At 65.3% G+C, this 16,835-nt stretch carries 17 protein-coding genes; 15 read left to right on the top strand and 2 right to left on the bottom strand.

From position 1 onward, the window contains the following. Positions 1-217 precede the first annotated feature (217 nt). From hemE to B2V17_RS01350, 5 genes are all read left to right on the top strand, one after another. Positions 218-1,243, top strand: a complete 1,026-nt coding sequence (gene hemE, locus B2V17_RS01370; protein ID WP_292994395.1) for a uroporphyrinogen decarboxylase — start codon at positions 218-220, stop codon at positions 1,241-1,243. 33 nt (positions 1,244-1,276) lie between these two features. Further along, a complete protein-coding gene (locus tag B2V17_RS01365; RefSeq protein ID WP_414690739.1) occupies positions 1,277-1,702 on the top strand; it encodes a CopD family protein in 426 nt (141 codons plus the stop codon). Between the two features lie 25 nt (positions 1,703-1,727). Beyond that, positions 1,728-2,093, top strand: coding sequence for a hypothetical protein (locus B2V17_RS01360; protein WP_292994391.1), 366 nt, complete (start codon positions 1,728-1,730; stop codon positions 2,091-2,093). Between the two features lie 159 nt (positions 2,094-2,252). After that, positions 2,253-3,509, top strand: coding sequence for a transcription termination factor Rho (gene rho / locus B2V17_RS01355; RefSeq protein ID WP_292994389.1), 1,257 nt, complete (start codon positions 2,253-2,255; stop codon positions 3,507-3,509). A gap of 1 nt (position 3,510) precedes the next feature. Beyond that, a complete protein-coding gene (locus tag B2V17_RS01350) occupies positions 3,511-4,050 on the top strand; it encodes an AAA family ATPase (RefSeq protein WP_292994387.1) in 540 nt (179 codons plus the stop codon). Here the strand turns inward: B2V17_RS01350 and B2V17_RS01345 are convergent. Next, a complete protein-coding gene (locus B2V17_RS01345) occupies positions 4,047-4,448 on the bottom strand; it encodes a nuclear transport factor 2 family protein (RefSeq protein ID WP_292994385.1) in 402 nt (133 codons plus the stop codon). The genes B2V17_RS01350 and B2V17_RS01345 overlap by 4 nt on opposite strands. After that, positions 4,445-5,140: a dienelactone hydrolase family protein gene (locus tag B2V17_RS01340; protein WP_292994383.1), complete on the bottom strand. Its 696-nt coding sequence runs from the start codon at positions 5,138-5,140 to the stop codon at positions 4,445-4,447. Before B2V17_RS01340 ends, B2V17_RS01345 begins: the two co-directional genes overlap by 4 nt. A 112-nt stretch (positions 5,141-5,252) precedes the next feature. On the opposite strand from B2V17_RS01340, the gene B2V17_RS01335 reads away from it, so the two are divergent. The 10 genes from B2V17_RS01335 to B2V17_RS01290 all read left to right on the top strand — a co-directional run bounded on the left by B2V17_RS01335 (position 5,253) and on the right by B2V17_RS01290 (position 16,818). Continuing rightward, positions 5,253-5,510 (top strand): DUF6489 family protein, encoded by a 258-nt coding sequence (locus tag B2V17_RS01335; protein WP_292994381.1) that lies wholly within the window; start codon positions 5,253-5,255, stop codon positions 5,508-5,510. A 37-nt stretch (positions 5,511-5,547) separates the two neighbouring features. Continuing rightward, on the top strand, positions 5,548-6,825 hold the full coding sequence (mnmE, locus tag B2V17_RS01330) for a tRNA uridine-5-carboxymethylaminomethyl(34) synthesis GTPase MnmE (protein ID WP_292994379.1): 1,278 nt from the start codon (positions 5,548-5,550) through the stop codon (positions 6,823-6,825). A gap of 99 nt (positions 6,826-6,924) precedes the next feature. Next, complete coding sequence (gene mnmG, locus B2V17_RS01325) at positions 6,925-8,787, top strand: tRNA uridine-5-carboxymethylaminomethyl(34) synthesis enzyme MnmG (RefSeq protein ID WP_292994377.1); 1,863 nt, start codon at positions 6,925-6,927, stop codon at positions 8,785-8,787. Next, complete coding sequence (gene rsmG / locus B2V17_RS01320; RefSeq protein ID WP_414690748.1) at positions 8,787-9,428, top strand: 16S rRNA (guanine(527)-N(7))-methyltransferase RsmG; 642 nt, start codon at positions 8,787-8,789, stop codon at positions 9,426-9,428. The genes mnmG and rsmG overlap by 1 nt, the downstream gene beginning before the upstream one ends. Then, on the top strand, positions 9,425-10,201 hold the full coding sequence (locus B2V17_RS01315; protein WP_292994373.1) for a ParA family protein: 777 nt from the start codon (positions 9,425-9,427) through the stop codon (positions 10,199-10,201). Before rsmG ends, B2V17_RS01315 begins: the two co-directional genes overlap by 4 nt. Next, complete coding sequence (locus tag B2V17_RS01310; protein ID WP_292994371.1) at positions 10,198-11,148, top strand: ParB/RepB/Spo0J family partition protein; 951 nt, start codon at positions 10,198-10,200, stop codon at positions 11,146-11,148. The genes B2V17_RS01315 and B2V17_RS01310 overlap by 4 nt, the downstream gene beginning before the upstream one ends. Before the next feature lie 172 nt (positions 11,149-11,320). Next, entirely contained in the window at positions 11,321-11,824 is a 504-nt protein-coding gene (locus B2V17_RS01305) for a DUF4402 domain-containing protein (RefSeq protein ID WP_292994369.1), read from the top strand. A 190-nt stretch (positions 11,825-12,014) separates the two neighbouring features. Continuing rightward, positions 12,015-12,854, top strand: a complete 840-nt coding sequence (locus B2V17_RS01300) for a molecular chaperone (RefSeq protein WP_292994367.1) — start codon at positions 12,015-12,017, stop codon at positions 12,852-12,854. 39 nt (positions 12,855-12,893) lie between these two features. After that, complete coding sequence (locus B2V17_RS01295) at positions 12,894-15,581, top strand: MSCRAMM family protein (RefSeq protein WP_292994365.1); 2,688 nt, start codon at positions 12,894-12,896, stop codon at positions 15,579-15,581. An 82-nt stretch (positions 15,582-15,663) separates the two neighbouring features. Then, entirely contained in the window at positions 15,664-16,818 is a 1,155-nt protein-coding gene (locus tag B2V17_RS01290) for an acyl-CoA dehydrogenase family protein (protein WP_292994363.1), read from the top strand. Positions 16,819-16,835 lie beyond the last annotated feature (17 nt).

The following is a 16,835-nucleotide window of genomic DNA, read 5'->3' as shown; positions in this document are numbered from 1 at the left end:
TCGGGCACTTGTGGACATGTGGACGGTGTTCCCCACAGGCTGGGGACAGTGGGGATAAGATGCGGTTGACGCGGGGGCGACGCGATTCGGGATCGCCTTTACCCTGTTCAGCGCGGGAGAATTCCGGCAAGGCGCGCTTGTGCCCGCTTTCCACAGGGCCAACTACACCTGAATCCTATTAAGAATCTTATTTGTATTTGATTGGAATAGGCCTGCGATGCCCGGTTTGCTGCTCGATACCCTGCATGGAGAAAACGTCCGTCCCCGGCCGGCATGGCTGATGCGCCAGGCTGGGCGCTACTTGCCCGAGTACCGCGCGCTGCGGGCCGAGAAGGGCGGATTTCTCGCGCTGGTCTATAACAGCGAGGCCGCCGCGGAGATCACGATCCAGCCACTGCGCCGCTATGGCATGGACGGGGCTATCCTGTTTTCCGACATCCTGATCGTGCCCTATGCGATGGGCCAGGATCTGGAGTTTCTGCAGGGCGAGGGCCCGCACCTTTCGCCGCGCCTCGCCGATGCCGCGCTGGCCAGCCTGCATGCCGTGCCGGAACGGCTCAACCCGATCTATGAAACGGTCAAGCAGGTGAAGGCGCTGCTCCCGCCCGGCAAGACCATGCTGGGTTTCGCGGGCAGCCCGTGGACCGTCGCGACCTACATGGTGGCGGGGGAGGGCAGCCGCGATCAGCACGTCACCCGCGAGCTGGCCTATCGCGATCCTGCTGCGTTCCAGGCGATCATCGATGGAATCGTGGCGGTAACAATCGAATATCTCGGCGGGCAGATCCTTGCCGGGGCCGAAGCGGTGCAACTGTTCGATTCGTGGGCCGGCAGCCTGGCCCCATCCGAATTCGAACGCTGGGTGATCGCGCCCAACGCGGCGATCGTCGCGGCAATCAAGGCCCGCTTTCCGCATGTACCGGTGATCGGCTTTCCCAAGGGTGCCGGGGAAAAACTCCCGGCCTATGCGCGCGAAACCGCGGTTCACGCGGTCGGGCTTGACGAAACGATCGATCCGCTGTGGGCCGACAAGGCCCTGCCCGCCGGGCTGCCGGTGCAGGGCAACCTCGATCCGCTGTTGCTGCTGGCCGGGGGCGAGGAGATGGACCGTCAGGCATTGAAGATCCTCGAGGCCTTCGCCGATCGCCCGCACGTGTTCAACCTTGGCCACGGGATCGGGCAGACCACGCCGGTCGAGCACGTTGGCCAGCTGTTGAATCTGGTGCGAAACTGGTGGGGCTGACCTATATAGCCGCACATGACCTGGGTGCTTTCCATGACCTATCTCTGGCTCAAGGCCGGCCACATCATTTTCGTGATCTTCTGGATGGCCGGGCTGTTTATGCTCCCGCGCTATTTCGTCTATCATCAGGAAGCGCCTGAGGGATCGCCCGAGAACGCAGTTTGGCTCGACCGCGAAGGCAAGCTGCTCAAGATCATCCTGTGGCCCTCGCTGGTGGTGGTCTGGGTGCTAGGGCTGACGCTGGCCTATGTCACGGGAGCCTTTGCCCAAGGCTGGTTCCACGCGAAGCTGGCGCTGGTTTTGGCGCTGAGCGCCTATCATGTCTGGCTGGCGGGATATCACGCCGCGCTGCAACGCGGTGAGCGGCGGTTGACCGGCCGGCGTCTGCGGCTGCTCAACGAAGTGCCAGGCCTGGCTGCGGTGCTGATCGTGATCCTGGTGGTGCTGCGGCCGTTCTGACTGGCCAGTTCGAAGGGGAAGTCCGATGTTCCTGTTTCCGATGATCGCTGCGGCCGGTGCCGCGACCCAGCCGCTGCCCCCCGCCACCGAGGCAGACATGCGCTGTTTCATGGCGATGCTTTATTCGGTTGGCGGTGTTGACGAGAAAGAGAAGGATAAGCGTTACGGTCTGCTCGCCGCCTCATCCTACTTTGTCGGCCGATTGGATGGGCAGGTCGCTGAAGCCGACTGGACCGGACACATCCGAAGGATCGGTTCCCAAACCGGCTTCTTCAAAGGGATCGACGCCGAAGTGGCCAGCTGCGCACTGCGCGCCGGAAAGGCGATGCAGTTCGCCGGGACTGCCGCCCAGAATGCTGCCGAAGCCGAGCAAGGCCGGGGTCGCCAATAGGCCGCGCTGTCAGCGCTTGATTGACACACATGGGGCGCGAGCCTATTTCGATCTTGTCCGACACGAGACCGCGCCTTGCTCGCGGCACGATCCGCTTTCTCCAAGCCCCATGATCGGTCGGCCAGATCAGCATAAGCAAATTACTGGAATACAAGACAAATGCACTTGAAAGAACTCAAGAAAAAGACCTCCGCCGAACTGGTCGAAATGGCCGAAGAGCTGGAAGTCGAAGCCGCATCGACGATGCGCCGCCAGGATCTGATGTTCGCGATCCTCAAGGAACTGGCCGAGGATGGCGAGGAAATCATCGGGCAGGGCACGATCGAAGTGCTGACCGATGGATTCGGCTTTCTGCGCAGCCCGGAAGCGAATTACCTGGCCGGACCCGACGACATTTACGTCTCGCCCAATCAGGTCCGCAAATGGGGCCTGCGCACCGGCGACACGGTCGAAGGCGAGGTCCGCGCCCCCAAGGACGGCGAACGCTATTTCGCGATCACCAAGCTGATCAGTGTCAACTATGACGATCCAGAAGCGGTTCGCCACCGCGTCAATTTCGACAACCTGACACCGCTCTATCCGGACGAAAAGCTCAGCCTCGATACGCTCGACCCGACCGTCAAGGACAAGTCGGCGCGGGTGATCGACATCATCTCGCCGCAGGGCAAGGGCCAGCGCGCGCTGATCGTTGCCCCGCCACGGACCGGCAAGACCGTGCTGCTGCAGAACATCGCCAAGGCGATCACCGACAACCATCCCGAAGTGTTCCTGCTGGTGCTGCTGGTCGATGAACGCCCGGAAGAAGTCACCGACATGCAGCGCTCGGTGAAGGGCGAGGTGATCTCCTCGACCTTCGATGAGCCCGCCACCCGCCACGTCCAGGTTGCCGAAATGGTGATCGAGAAGGCCAAGCGGCTGGTCGAGCACAAGCGCGACGTGGTGATCCTGCTCGATTCGATCACCCGCCTCGGCCGCGCCTACAACACCGTGGTGCCGTCGTCGGGCAAGGTCCTGACCGGCGGTGTCGACGCCAACGCCCTGCAGCGCCCCAAGCGCTTCTTCGGCGCGGCGCGCAACATCGAGGAGGGCGGCAGCCTGTCGATCATCGCAACCGCGCTGATCGATACCGGCAGCCGCATGGACGAAGTGATCTTCGAAGAGTTCAAGGGCACCGGTAACAGCGAAATCGTGCTTGACCGCAAGGTGGCCGACAAGCGGATCTTCCCGGCGCTCGATGTCGGCAAGTCCGGGACCCGCAAGGAAGAACTGCTGGTCGCCAAGGACAAGCTCAGCAAGATGTGGGTGCTGCGCCGGATTCTGATGCAGATGGGCACGGTCGACGCGATGGAATTCCTGCTCGACAAGATGAAGGATTCCAAGACCAACGAAGACTTCTTCGCGACGATGAATCAATAAGATGGGCCTGCTCGTTCCCCGGCACGCGGTTCTTACCGGCGCGCCGGGGGCGGGCAAGACCACCCTGCTGGATGCCGCCGCAGCCGCGGGCGTACAGACCTCACCCGAGGTCGCGCGCGAGCTGCTCAAGTCACCCGGCGGCATGGCACTGCGGGCAAGCGATCCACTTGGTTTCGCCGAAGCCATGCTTGCGGCGCACCGTCATGAGTTCGAGCGCCACGCCGGACATCCCGAACCGGTGCTGTTCGATCGCGGCTTTCCCGATGTAGTGGGTTTTCTCGACGTATCGGGTCTGACCGTGCCGCGCGCGGTGGATCAGGCCTGCCGTGACCTGCGCTATCAGGGCCCGATCCTGCGCGCACCGGCCTGGGCCGCAATCTATGTCCAGGATGCCGAACGGATTCAGGATTGGGAGCAAGCCGTGGCGAGCGACGAGGCCGTGACCGCAGCGTGGAAACGCTATGGCTATGCGGTGACCGACCTGCCGCTGGTGCCGGTCGAACTGAGGCTGGAATTCCTGCGCCGCAGCCTCGGGGCCTAGCCCTGCGCCGCCTGAAGCTGCGCCGCCATCATTTCCCATAGCTTGTTGACCGCCTTGACCGGGCGGACCATCACCTTGAAATCCTTGATCTTCCCCTCATCATCAAAGCGGATCAGATCGATCCCATTGATGTAGATCCCGTCGATCTCGCTGGTGAACTCGAGCAGGGCGTCGTTGCCCTCGACCACTTCGCGGACATAGACAAAGCTGTCATTGCCCAGCACCTTTGCGGCGCTGAGCAGGTAGAGCATGACCTTGGCCTTGCCCGCTTGCGGGGAGTGGACCACCGGCGAGTGGAACACCGCGTCTTCGGCGGTCAGCGCGGAAAGCAGGTCGGCATCGCCGCCGCTTTCCATGTATTCGTGCCAGGCGGCTACGCCCTTGCGCGCGCCGCTCATGCCAGGTGCTCGGCCAGGAAGGCTTCGGTCCGGCTGTCGGCCAGCTCGGCCTCGGCGTCATGGCGGCGGTCGCCCATCTCGGCGGCGAAGCCGTGCGGCATGCCGGGATAGTCGTGCAGCGTCACCCGCGGGTGATCGTCGAGCCCAGCATGGACCGCAGCCTGGGCCTCGGCCGAAACGAACTGGTCTTCGCAGGCAATGTGCAGCAGCAGCGGGTTGGCGATGTGATGCGCTTCATCCAGCATCGTATCGATCATCACCCCGTAATAGCCAACCGAGGCGTCGATATCGGTCCGCGCCGCCGCCATGTAGGCGAGCCGCCCGCCTAGGCAGTAGCCCGAGCAGCCGACCTTGCTGACGCCTTCACCCCGGATCCACTTGATCGCGCTCTCGATGTCATAGACCCCGTCGGCCGGATCATATTGTTGGAAATAGCCGAACGCCTGGTTGAGCTCGGCCTCGACATCGGGGTTGAGTTCCACCCCCGCCGCGAAGCGCCAGAAGATATCGGGCGCGACCGCAAGATAGCCTTTCGCCGCCCACTTGTCGGCCTTTTGGCGGATCCCCGGATTGACCCCGAAGATCTCAGGAATGACGATGATCGCCGCCTTGGGCGTGCCGGCCGGACGCGCGACATAGGCGGGGATGGTGCCATCGTGCTTGATGGAGGGGATCTGGACGGTCTCGGACATTGGGGGGCTCTCCGCTGGTACTTCGCGCCCTTCCTAAGCCAGCCGTGGACTTTGTGAAGGCCCTATGCCAGCTTGGCGCAGGGAAACGACTGGGTGCGATGAGGAGAATGCCATGAAAGTCCATGTCGAGATCGATTGCACCCCCGAAGAGGCGCGCGCCTTCCTTGGCCTGCCCGATGTGTCCAAGGCCAATTCGGTCTACGTCGATGTCATATCGAAGGCGATGAAGGGCGCGGGCTCGGTCGAGCAGGTCCAGGATTTCGCCAAGAACATCGCGCCGATGGGCCAGATGGGGCTGAAGCTGTTCCAGCAGTTCATGGAAAGCGGCAATGCCTTTGCGGCGGGGGCGGCGAAGAAAAAGGACGATTGATCCTCCCTTGGCGGGGAGGACGTGCTAGGCCCCTGCCATGACCGATACGATCTTTGCCTTGTCCAGCGGCGCCCCTCCGGCGGCGATCGGGGTGGTGCGGGTCACTGGGCCGCGTGCACGCGACGCCCTGCTTGACCTGGCCGGGCGCGTGCCCGCGCCGCGCCGCGCCGCGCTGGCCTGGCTGCGTGACCGGCAGGGGGCGGTGATCGACGAGGCGCTGGTGCTGTGGCTGCCCGGCCCAGGGACCGAGACTGGCGAGGACACGGTCGAGCTGCAATGCCACGGGGGCCGGGCAGTGATCGCCGCGGTTGAAACCGCGCTGGCGGCGATACCTGGACTACGCCGGGCCAAGCCAGGCGAGTTCACCCGCCGCGCCTTCCTCAACGGCAAGATCGACCTGGCCGAAGCCGAGGGGCTGGCCGACCTGCTCGAGGCCGAGACCGAGCTCCAGCGGCTCTCCGCCATGGCCATGGCCGGCGGTGCCTTCAGCCGCGAGGTTCAGGCCTGGCGCGAGGAACTGCTTAATCTGTCCGCCGCGGTCGAGGCCGTGCTCGATTTTGCTGACGAAGACGATGTCGCCACCCTGCCGGCCGATTTCGCGCTCAAGATCGAAGTGCTCGGCAAGGCGATCCGGACCTGGCTAGAGCGGCCCCGTGCGGAATTGCTCAAGGAAGGCTTCCGGGTCGTCGTCGCAGGCCCGCCGAATGCCGGAAAGAGTACGCTTTTCAATTGCTTGGTAGAAGCGGAAGCGGCCATTGCAACCCCGATCGCCGGAACCACCCGCGATGTCCTGACCCGCCCGGTGGCGATCGCCGGGGTGCCGTTCCTGTTCGCCGATACCGCCGGGTTGCACGATTCGGTCGACGATGTGGTCGAGGCGATCGGGATCGAACGCGCGCTCGAAGCGCTCGACCGGGCTGACCTGGTGCTATGGCTCGGCCCCGAAGAGATGGGCCCGCCCGGCGCCTGGGAGATCGAGGCGCAGACCGACAAGCCCGACCACCTCGTCAAGGAGGCCCCGCGCCACCGGATCTCGGCCCGGACCGGTCAGGGGATCGGCGCACTGCGGGTCGATCTGATCGAGACCGCCAGCCAGGCCCTGCCGCGCCCCGGCGAGGCCGCGCTCAACGAACGCCAGCACGACCTGCTCAGCGAGGCCCGCACCGCACTCGCCCAGGCCGCCGAGCACAAGGACCCCCTGCTGATCGCCGAAGCGCTGCGCCTGGCCCGGGTGTCGTTCGACACCCTGCTCGGCCAGACCGCGACCGAGGATATGCTCGATGCGCTGTTCGGACGGTTCTGCATCGGGAAGTGAGTGTTTCACGTGAAACAGAGCGCTTGGTGATCACCAAGCCACCACCCACCGAAAACCCGTTCCCACTTTCCGCCGCACTGCGCTAAGGGCGCAGCGATCATGCAGCAGTTCGATGTCATCGTTGTCGGCGGAGGCCATGCCGGGGTGGAAGCCGCGGCGGCGGCGGCGCGGATGGGGGCGCATGCTGCGTTGGTTAGTTTCGATTTGGGCGCGATCGGGGCGATGAGCTGCAATCCGGCGATCGGCGGGCTGGGGAAGGGCCATCTGGTCCGCGAGGTCGATGCCTTCGACGGAATCCTGGCCCGCGCGGCCGATGCCGGGGCGATCCATTACCGCATGCTCAACCGCTCGAAGGGATCGGCGGTGCAGGGGCCGCGGGTCCAGGCCGATCGCAAGCGTTTCAAGGCCGAGGTACAGCGGCTGTTGCCCTTGCAGGGTGATCTGACCCAGATCGCGGGTGAGGCGGCGGCGCTGCGGATCGAGGCTGGAAGGGTCGTGGGGATCGAGCTGGCCGATGGCACTGCCTTGGCTGCGCCCGCCGTGGTGCTGTGCACCGGGACCTTCCTGGGGGGAATCCTGTTCCGCGGGGAAGAGCGGATCGTCGGCGGTCGGATCGGTGAAGCCTCGGCCCAGCGGCTCGCGGCGCAGCTGCGCGAGGCCGACCTGCCGATGGCCCGACTCAAGACCGGGACCCCGCCGCGGCTCGATGGGCGGACGATCGACTGGGCGCGGCTCGACGAGCAGCCGAGCGACGCGGAGCCCTGGACCATGTCGGCGCTGCCGTTGCACTATGGCGGTGTCGGCCGGGTGCTGCCGCAGCTGTTCTGCGCGATCACCCGCACCAATCCGCGCAGTCACGACGTGATCCGCGCCAACCTGCACCGCTCACCGCTGTTTTCCGGCGCGATCGGCGCCAATGGCCCGCGCTATTGCCCCTCGATCGAGGACAAGATCCACCGCTTCGCCGATCGCGACGGGCATCAGGTGTTCCTGGAGCCCGAGGGGCTCGATACCCCGCTGGTCTATCCCAACGGAATCTCGACCTCGCTGCCTGCCGATGTCCAGCTGGCCATGCTGCGGACGATGGAGGGGCTGGAGCGGGTCGAGATGGCCGTGCCGGGTTATGCGGTGGAGTACGATCATATCGATCCGCGCGCGCTGCGGCCTAGTCTGGAGCTGCGCGCCATGCCGGGGCTCTATTGCGCCGGGCAGATCAACGGGACGACCGGCTATGAAGAAGCCGCCGCGCAGGGCCTGGTCGCCGGGATGCATGCCGCTGCCGCCGTGCTGGGGCGCGACGGGCCGGCGATTGACCGGGCCAATTCATACATGGCGGTGATGATCGACGACCTGACCCTGCACGGAGTGAGCGAGCCCTATCGGATGCTGACCGCGCGGGCCGAGTACCGGCTGCGCCTTCGGGCCAACAATGCCGGGAGCCGGCTGACACCGCTGGGCCTGACGCTGGGCGCGGTGGGACCGGCGCGGGCCGAATGGTTTGCCCGGCGCGAAGCTGACCGGGCGCGGCTCGATGCCGAGCTCGACCAGGTGGTGACCGGCAACGACATGGCCCGGGCGCGGCTGCCGGTGCGCGCCGATGTCGGGCGGCTGAGCCTGCGCGAGTGGCTGCGCTTTGGCGGGGTCGAGCTCGACGCGCTGGCTTCGTGGATCGATCCGCAGGTGCTGACCGATGCCGACCTGGCCGAGGAAGTGACCGAAGATGCCGCCTATGCACCCTATCTCTCTCGTCAGGACGCTGAGCTGCGCGAGCTGCGCGCTGGCGAAGCGCTGCCGCTGGGCGATGATTTTCCCTATGAAGCGATCCCGGGCCTGTCGCGCGAGATGGTTGAGCGGCTCAGCCGGGCGCGGCCTGCCACCCTGGCGGCGGCGGGGCGCGTGCCGGGGATCACTCCGGCTGCTCTGGCGGCGCTGCTGGTCCACGCCCGGCGGAGGGCGGCATGATCCTGGCCGATGAAGCAGCTGCGCGGGACTGGTTCCGGAGCCTTCCCGAATGGAGCGACGCGGTTCAGTCGCGGCTGGACGGCCTGACCGCGCTGCTGGCGGCCGAGAACGAGGTCCAGAACCTGGTGTCCGAATCGAGCTTGCAAGCGCTGTGGGTGCGGCACTATGCCGATTCGGCGCAGCTCCTCGCCCATGTTCCACGTGAAACAGGGTCGCCCTGGCTCGATCTGGGGAGCGGGGCGGGATTTCCCGGTCTGGTGATCGCAATTCTGCGGCCCGAGTGCGAAGTGGTGATGGTTGAATCGCGGGCGCGGCGAATCAACTGGTTGCAGCGGGTTTGCGATTCGCTCGGGCTGACGAATGCCAAAGTCGCGAGCATGCGGGTTGAAGCACTCGAGACCCGCCAATTCCGCGCCATTTCGGCACGGGCCTTCGCTCCCTTGCCGAAACTGCTCGATCTATCCGCAAGATTCTCCACAAGCGATACGGTCTGGCTGTTGCCCAAGGGGCGCTCGGCCCGGCAGGAACTGTTGGAGCTCAAGGGCTGGAATCACCTGTTCCACGTGGAACAATCGCTGACCGACGCGGATTCCGGGGTTATTGTCGGCACCTTGGAAGGCAGAAAGGGCAAGAAACCGTGATTCGCGTGGCGATCGCCAACCAGAAGGGCGGAGTGGGCAAGACCACCACTGCGATCAATATCGCCACGGCCATGGCCGCGATCGGCTGGAAGGTGCTGCTAGTGGATCTCGATCCGCAAGGCAACGCCTCGACCGGGATCGGGATCGGCACGGATCAACGCGAGCATTCGTCTTATGACCTGCTGGTTGATCAGATGCCGCTCAGCGCCTGCGCCACCCCAACCAAGATCCCCGGCCTCGACATCGTTCCGGCGACGGTCGACCTGTCCGGTGCGGAAGTGGAGCTCGTTTCGGTCGACAACCGCACCGAGCGGCTGCGCACCGCGCTCTCGGGTCACACCGGTTACGATATCGCCTTCATCGATTGTCCGCCGTCGCTAGGCCTGCTGACGCTCAACGCGCTGTGCGCCGCGGATACACTGCTGGTCCCGCTGCAATGTGAGTTCTTTGCCCTCGAAGGGCTGTCGCAACTGCTCCAGACGGTCGAGCGGGTCCAGCAGCGCTTCAATCCCGATCTCGGCATTGTCGGCATTGCCCTGACCATGTTCGATCGCCGCAACCGCCTGACCGACCAGGTTTCTGACGATGTCCGCTCCTGCCTTGGCAACCTGGTGTTCGAGGCGGTGATTCCGCGCAATGTCCGCCTGTCCGAAGCGCCGAGCCATGGCCTTCCGGCGCTGATCTACGATCACAACTGCACCGGCAGCCGCGCCTACATGGCCTTGGCGCGCGAGCTGATTTCCCGCCTGCCCGAGAAGAGGAAGGCCGCATGAGCGACGAATCCGTAATCAAAACGCCTGCAGTCAAGCGTCCGGCACTTGGTCGCGGGCTTGGCGCGCTGCTGGGGGAAACCCGCCGTGAAGAGCCGCTGGTCACCCCAGCCGCGCCGCGTTCTGCGGAGGGCACCTCCTTCGATCCGGCCAATGGCCTCGCCATGCTGGCCGTGGCCGACATCGTGCCCCATCCCGGTCAGCCGCGCCGGCACTTCGCCGAAGAAGCGCTGGCCGAGCTGGCCGCGTCGATTGCAGCACGCGGGGTGATTCAGCCGGTGATCGTCACCCCGCATGGCCGCGGACAATGGCGGCTGGTTGCCGGCGAACGCCGCTGGCGGGCGGCTCAGCGCGCTCAACTTCATGAAATTCCAGCGATTATTCGCGAACTTAGTGACCGTGAAATTACCGCGCTGGCGCTGATCGAGAATCTCCAGCGCGAAGACCTCAATCCGATCGAAGAAGCCCGCGCTTACCACCGCTTGGCTGAAGACGAGGGGCTGACCCAGGCCGAGATCGCCAAGCTGGTCGACAAGAGCCGCAGCCATGTCGCCAATCTGCAGCGGCTCTTAAGCCTGCCTGAAGGCGTGATCGAGCTGGTGGAGGAGGGCAAGCTCTCGATGGGTCACGCGCGTGCGTTGATCGGCAGCGAGAACGCCCAGGCCCTGGCCGACCAGGCCGTGGCCCGCCATCTTTCGGTCCGCGAGGTCGAGCGGCTCACTCGCAAGGCCGCCACCGGGAGCACGGCACCGCGCCGGGCCCGCAGCGAACGCGACGGCGCGGATGCTGCCGATATCGTTGCGGTGCAGGGGCACCTCGAAGAGTTCCTCGGCCTGTCGGTACGGATCAACACCGATGCCGATCCGCGCTCGGGCGCGGTGACGATCCGTTACCGTACTCTCGATCAGCTCGATCTGATCTGCCAGCGGTTAACCGGCGGCGGAATATAGGCAGTTTCCAGGAGAATCCGTTAACAAACCGGGCTGGGCTGTTAACCACACCTGCAAGTAAACATTGAACTTAGTGGTCCTACTTAAGGCGATGCGAATGGGGGGTTTGCCGGCCATTCGGGTAGCGATGCAACGCGCTGCCGGCATCAAGTTTTGAAGGGACCAAATTACTATGCGCAATTCGCTTCGCCTCGCTGTGGTCGGCGCCGTCGCCGCCGCTTCGTTTGCTACCTCGGCTCAGGCCGCTACCACCGCGACCGGCACTGCCACCGCGGAAGTCCTCAGCTCGCTGACTGTCACCGCCACTGCCGACCTGCAGTTCGGCCAGATCGCTGCGAACACCGGCGGCAGCGTGACCGTCAACGCCGATTCGACCGTTTCTTCGTCGGGTTCGCTGATCTCGACCGGCACCCGCAGCCCGGCAGCCTTCGACGTGGTCGGTTCGCCGAACGCGATGGTCGTCGTCTCGCTCCCGACCGCTCCGGTTAACCTGACCCGTTCGGGCGGCACCGAAACGATGTCGCTGAGCGGCTTCAACACCAATCCGAACGGTGCTTTCCAGCTAAACGGTTCGGGTCAGGGCAGCTTCAACGTGGGCGGTACGCTCGGCGTTGCGGGCGGCCAGGTCCCGGGCGCCTATGCCGGCACCTTCCAGGTTTCGGTTGAATACCAGTAAGTTACCCAAATCCCCGCCAAAGGGGTAAACGGGATCGCACAGGGGGCCGTTTCCGCGTGGCGGAAGCGGCCCCTTTCCATTGCCCGACCCTGCCATGGTTAGCCAAAAATTAACTCTGATTTCCTAAAGCTAGGGGAATTCCCGGACGGCCGTTTCAGGCTTGTTCGCCCGCGATCCTTGAGGGAACCCGATGATCCGAATTCCTCCGCTCCGCCGTCTGGTCCGCAGCCTTGCCATGGCCTGCGCAGCGGCGCTGTCCGTTCCTGCCTCCGCCCAGGGCGATCTGCTGGTCGCTCCGACCCGGGTGATGATCAACAGCGGCGGCAACGCCGAGGTGGTGCTGAGCAATATCGGCGAAAAGCCCGCAACTTACCGGATCTCGCTTGAGCTGCGCCGGATGGAGGAAAGCGGCGATTTCGACGAAGTGGCCGAGGCGGACGCCAACAGCACCGAACGCGCCGCGCTCGATATGGTCCGCTTTGCGCCTCGCCGGGTAACCCTGCTGCCGGGACAGCCCCAGGCAGTTCGGATCTCCGTCCGCCCACCCGAAGGGCTGCCCGACGGCGAATATCGCGTGCACATGAGTTTTCGCGCGATCCCGACCCCGGGCGCGCCCGATGCGGCGGCTCCGCCCGAGGCCGCGCCGGCCAGCGGCGTGACGATCAAGCTTACGCCGATCTACGGCATCACCATCCCGGTTTTCGTCCGCAAGGGCCGGCTCGAGGCCCAGGCCTCGATCACCAGCGCCCGGCAAGTCCGGTTCGAGAACCAGGCCTTCCTCGAAGTCGACATGGGCCGGACCGGGCAGCGTTCGGTCTATGGCGAACTGATCGGCAAAAGCCCGCGCGGCGAGGTGCTGTTCAGCCTGCGCGGCATCGCGGTCTATCCCGAAGTCAATCGCCGCAAGGTCCACGTACCGCTGAATGCCGAGCAGGCCGCCCGGGTCAAGGGACCGATCAAGCTCGAATACCGCGAACTGCCGGAAAACGGCGGCGCGCTGATCACCGAAGCGAACCTTACAGTCTCGTAACTATGCGATTCTGCAGCGAAACTCCCCCGGCTTGACGTCATGAAACGCTGGCTCACCCGCACGCGCAAGGCCGCCGCACTCGTTGCGGCGGCGCTTGCCGTTTGGGCGGCGCCGGCGGCTGCCCAAGGCTGGACCGCCAGCGAGGACGATTCGCTCCTGCTCGAACTGCGTAGCGGCCAGTTCCGGCTGGGCGAACCGCTGCGCGGTTATCAGACCCCCAGCGGCGTCTGCGTCGATTTCGCGGATCTGATCCAGGCGCTCGACCTGCCGGTGCGACTCGACAAGAAGTCGCGCCGCGCGACTGGCTGGATCTTTGCCGAGGATCAGCGGCTCGTCATCGATCGCGACTCCAATACGGTACAAACCATGAACGGAAGTCGTGCAATCGGCTCCGGCGCGATTCAGGATACGCCCGAGGGCTGGTGCATGAGCCTCTCGGCGCTGTCGCAATGGATGGGCGTGAAACTGCGGCCTGACCTGGCCAATCTGGCAGTGGTGATCGAAAGCGACCGCAAGCTGCCGTTCCTCGAAGCGATGGAGCGCAAAAGTCGCGCGGCGCGACTTCGCAAGCCCGATAGCGGCCAGTTCGACCTTGCCAAGCTGCCGCAGGCCGATGCGCCGTATCAAGCCTGGCGCGCTCCGGCTGTCGACGTTCAGATCCAGGGCCAATGGTCCAGCAAGAGCGGGTTCAGCACCCAGTATGAAGGTCTGGCCAGCGGTGAAGCGTTGGGGATGAGCTATTCGGCGCGGCTGGCCGGGCGGGATTCGCTGTTGCCGGATTCGTTCCGGCTCAAGGTTTACCGCAACGATCCCGCCGGCGAATTGCTTGGTCCGCTCGGCGCGACGCAGGTCGCCTTCGGTGACGTCGAAACGCCGCCGGGATCGCTTTCCGGGCAAAGCGCCTATGGCCGCGGCGCCTTCATCTCGAATCGCCCGATCAACCTGCCCTCGCGTTTCGGCACCACCACGCTGCGCGGCACGCTGCCGGCTGGCTGGGATGCCGAGCTTTACCGCAACGGTGTGCTGCGGGCCTATCAGGCCGATCGCGGTGACGGGCGCTATGAATTCCCCGATGTCGAGCTGCAGTTCGGTGAGAACGAGTTCGATGTCGTGCTTTACGGCCCCCAAGGTCAGGTCCGCCACGAACGAAGCAGCCAGAACGTTGGGCTCCAGAACCTGCCCGCGGGCAAGACCTGGTACTGGGCGGGCATGCTCGAAGAGGGCAAGGATCTGGTCGATCTGGGCGCGCCCAGTTATCTGGCCCAGTCCGGCTGGCGCTGGGGGGTCGGGGTCGAGCGCGGGCTGAATAGCCGAACGACCGCGGGTCTCGGCTATCACAGCCTCACCCGCGCCGGACGCCGCAAGCATTACCTCGAAGCGACCGTGCGCCGCTCGGTTGGCCCGATGCTCGTCGAGCTTTCGGGGGCGCAGCAGTTTGGCGCGGGCCGGGCGCTGCGCGGTGAGGCGCTGGGCCGGATCAAAGGCATCAACTTTGACGCGCATGTGCTGTGGGTCGATGGCGAATTCGATTCGGATCTGGTTTCGATCGAACAGCGCCGCGAATTCGGGCTTCGGCTGTCGGGTTCGGTCAAGCTGGGGTCGTGGCGGCTTCCGGTCGAGGCCGGGATGCGCCAGACGCTGTCGCGGCGCGGGCTGAAAGTTACCGAAGTGTTAACGCGCGGTTCGGCCCACATCGGTCGTGCCACCCTGACGCTCGAACTGCTCAACCGCCAGATCGCCGGGCCGGCCCCGGTTCTGGTCGGGGAAGACCGTGGTAACCGGCTGACTTTGATCGGAAACACCGGGATCGGGCGACTTCGGCTGCGCGGCCAGGTGGCCTTCGGTCTCGACGGCAACCATCCCGGCTTCCAGCGTACCCAGATCGTGGTCGATGCGCCGGTCGGCAAGGCATCGTCGGTCCGCGCCGGCTTCGATTATGACGGCGTTGGCGATCGGCAAGAGTATTCGCTGGGTTACGTTCACCAGTTCCGCAAGTTTGCGCTGCGCGGAGAAGGGCGCGTCGACAACCGCGGCAATGTCGGCTTCGGACTGACCCTGGCCTTCAGCGTCGGGCCCGATCCGGTCGACGGCGGCTGGCGCCTTTCGCGCGAACGCCTGGCCGAAACCGGGCAGGCCGCGATCGAGGTCTACCGCGACGACAACGGCGACGGCTATCGCCAGGCCAACGAACCGGCGGTCGAGGGCGTCGCGGTCGAGGCCGGCTTCCGCCACAGCGACCAGGCCACCAATGCCTCGGGCCGGGCGGTGATCGACGGGCTGGTGCCCTATGTTCCGGTGCTGGTCTCGATCGACGGCGGCAGCCTGCCCGACCCGCTGCTTCAGCCCAAGGGCCGGGGCATGGTGGTGGTGCCGCGGCCGGGAGTGACCGCCAAGGTCTCGCTCCCGCTTGCCCCGACCGGGGAAATCGAAGGTTCGCTGCTCGGCGCCGATGGCGAGCCGCGCGGCGGGATCGGGATTGAGCTGGTCGATGCCAGCGGCGCCGTGGTGCTGCGGGGTCAAAGCGATTTCGACGGCTATGTGTTCTTCGATTCGGTGCCCTATGGTTCCTACCGCCTGCGCCTGACCGAGGTCAGCGCCAAGGCACTTGGCGCCCGGCCCGAACTCGGCGGGCTGCTGCGGATCGACCGCGCCCAGCCGTCGCTGCGGCTGGGACACTTGCGGATTGCGCTGTTGCCGCCCCCGCCCGAGCTCGCCAAGGTCGATTAACCGCGCGATTAAATTCCGGTTGACCGCCGTGCCCACGGCGCATTACGCCTCTCGGCAAGCAAAGCCTTTGAGAGGAACCGCCATGTCGCTCGATTCGCTGGCCCGCACGGCCTACACCGAAGATCACGAAGCCTTCCGCCAGACGGTCCGGCGCTTCATGCAGGAAGAGATCGCCCCGCATCAGGCCGAATGGGCCGAGGCGGGAATCGTTCCGAAGTCGATCTGGCCCAAGGCGGGCGAGCTCGGCCTGCTGTGCCCGACCGTGCCCGAGGAGTACGGCGGGCTCGGGCTCGATTTCGGCTACAACGCGATCGTCGACGAGGAGACATCCTATTACGGCGGGGTCACCACCGGGTTTTCGCTCCAGTCGGACATCGTCGTCAGCTATATCGTCAACTACGGTTCCGAAGAGCAGAAGCGCCAGTGGCTGCCCAAGCTGGTTTCGGGCGAGGTGATCACGGCGATCGCGATGACCGAGCCGGGGACTGGCTCCGACCTTCAGGGGATGCGGACCACGGCGAAGAAGGACGGCAACCATTATGTGATCAACGGATCGAAGACCTATATCACCAATGGCCAGAACGCCGACCTGATCCTGGTTTGCTGCAAGACCGATACCGAAGTGCAGCCGGCCTACAAGGGCGTCTCGATCGTGCTGGTCGAAGCGAACCGCGAAGGCTTCAAACGCGGCCGCAACCTCGACAAGATCGGGCAGGACGAGGCCGACACCTCGGAGCTGTTCTTCGAAGACGTCCGCGTGCCGATCACCAATTGTCTGGGTGAGGAAGGCATGGGCTTCATCTACCTGATGAGCGAGCTGCCTCAGGAGCGCCTGTCGATCGCGGTTTCGGCGATGGCCAGCGCGCAGCGCGCCTTCGACATGACGGTGGAATACACCCGCGATCGTAAGGCTTTCGGCAAGCCGATCCTTGATTTCCAGAACAGCCGTTTCGTGCTGGCCGATATCAAGGCCAAGCTGCAGGTTGGCTGGGCGCACCTCGACTGGGCGCTGGCCCGGCACCTCAAGAAGGAGCTTACCCCCGAGGAGGGCGCCGCAGCCAAGCTGTGGCACACCGACCTGCAATGGGAAGTGATGGACAAGTGCCTGCAGCTGTTCGGCGGGGCCGGTTACATGAACGAGTACCCGATCGCACGGATGTGGCGCGGGGCGCGGGTGACCCGGATCTTCGGCGGCACCAACGAGATCATGAAGGAACTGATCGGGCGCAAGCTCTGAGTGAGCCTTCCGGTGCC

It is taken from the genome of Novosphingobium sp. UBA6272, from assembly GCF_002440635.1.
Lineage (GTDB): Bacteria > Pseudomonadota > Alphaproteobacteria > Sphingomonadales > Sphingomonadaceae > Novosphingobium.
This window is presented reverse-complemented; position numbering and strand designations above follow the sequence as displayed.

Coding starts and splice junctions, on each gene's coding strand:
- B2V17_RS01335 (WP_292994381.1), top strand. CDS start 5,253: ATGAAAGTCCATGTCGAGATCGATTGCACCCCCGAAGAGGCGCGCGCC.
- B2V17_RS01310 (WP_292994371.1), top strand. CDS start 10,198: ATGAGCGACGAATCCGTAATCAAAACGCCTGCAGTCAAGCGTCCGGCA.
- hemE (WP_292994395.1), top strand. CDS start 218: ATGCCCGGTTTGCTGCTCGATACCCTGCATGGAGAAAACGTCCGTCCC.
- rho (WP_292994389.1), top strand. CDS start 2,253: ATGCACTTGAAAGAACTCAAGAAAAAGACCTCCGCCGAACTGGTCGAA.
- B2V17_RS01305 (WP_292994369.1), top strand. CDS start 11,321: ATGCGCAATTCGCTTCGCCTCGCTGTGGTCGGCGCCGTCGCCGCCGCT.
- B2V17_RS01340 (WP_292994383.1), bottom strand. CDS start 5,140: ATGTCCGAGACCGTCCAGATCCCCTCCATCAAGCACGATGGCACCATC.
- B2V17_RS01350 (WP_292994387.1), top strand. CDS start 3,511: ATGGGCCTGCTCGTTCCCCGGCACGCGGTTCTTACCGGCGCGCCGGGG.
- B2V17_RS01295 (WP_292994365.1), top strand. CDS start 12,894: ATGAAACGCTGGCTCACCCGCACGCGCAAGGCCGCCGCACTCGTTGCG.
- B2V17_RS01345 (WP_292994385.1), bottom strand. CDS start 4,448: ATGAGCGGCGCGCGCAAGGGCGTAGCCGCCTGGCACGAATACATGGAA.
- mnmE (WP_292994379.1), top strand. CDS start 5,548: ATGACCGATACGATCTTTGCCTTGTCCAGCGGCGCCCCTCCGGCGGCG.
- mnmG (WP_292994377.1), top strand. CDS start 6,925: ATGCAGCAGTTCGATGTCATCGTTGTCGGCGGAGGCCATGCCGGGGTG.
- B2V17_RS01365 (WP_414690739.1), top strand. CDS start 1,277: ATGACCTATCTCTGGCTCAAGGCCGGCCACATCATTTTCGTGATCTTC.
- B2V17_RS01360 (WP_292994391.1), top strand. CDS start 1,728: ATGTTCCTGTTTCCGATGATCGCTGCGGCCGGTGCCGCGACCCAGCCG.
- B2V17_RS01300 (WP_292994367.1), top strand. CDS start 12,015: ATGATCCGAATTCCTCCGCTCCGCCGTCTGGTCCGCAGCCTTGCCATG.
- B2V17_RS01290 (WP_292994363.1), top strand. CDS start 15,664: ATGTCGCTCGATTCGCTGGCCCGCACGGCCTACACCGAAGATCACGAA.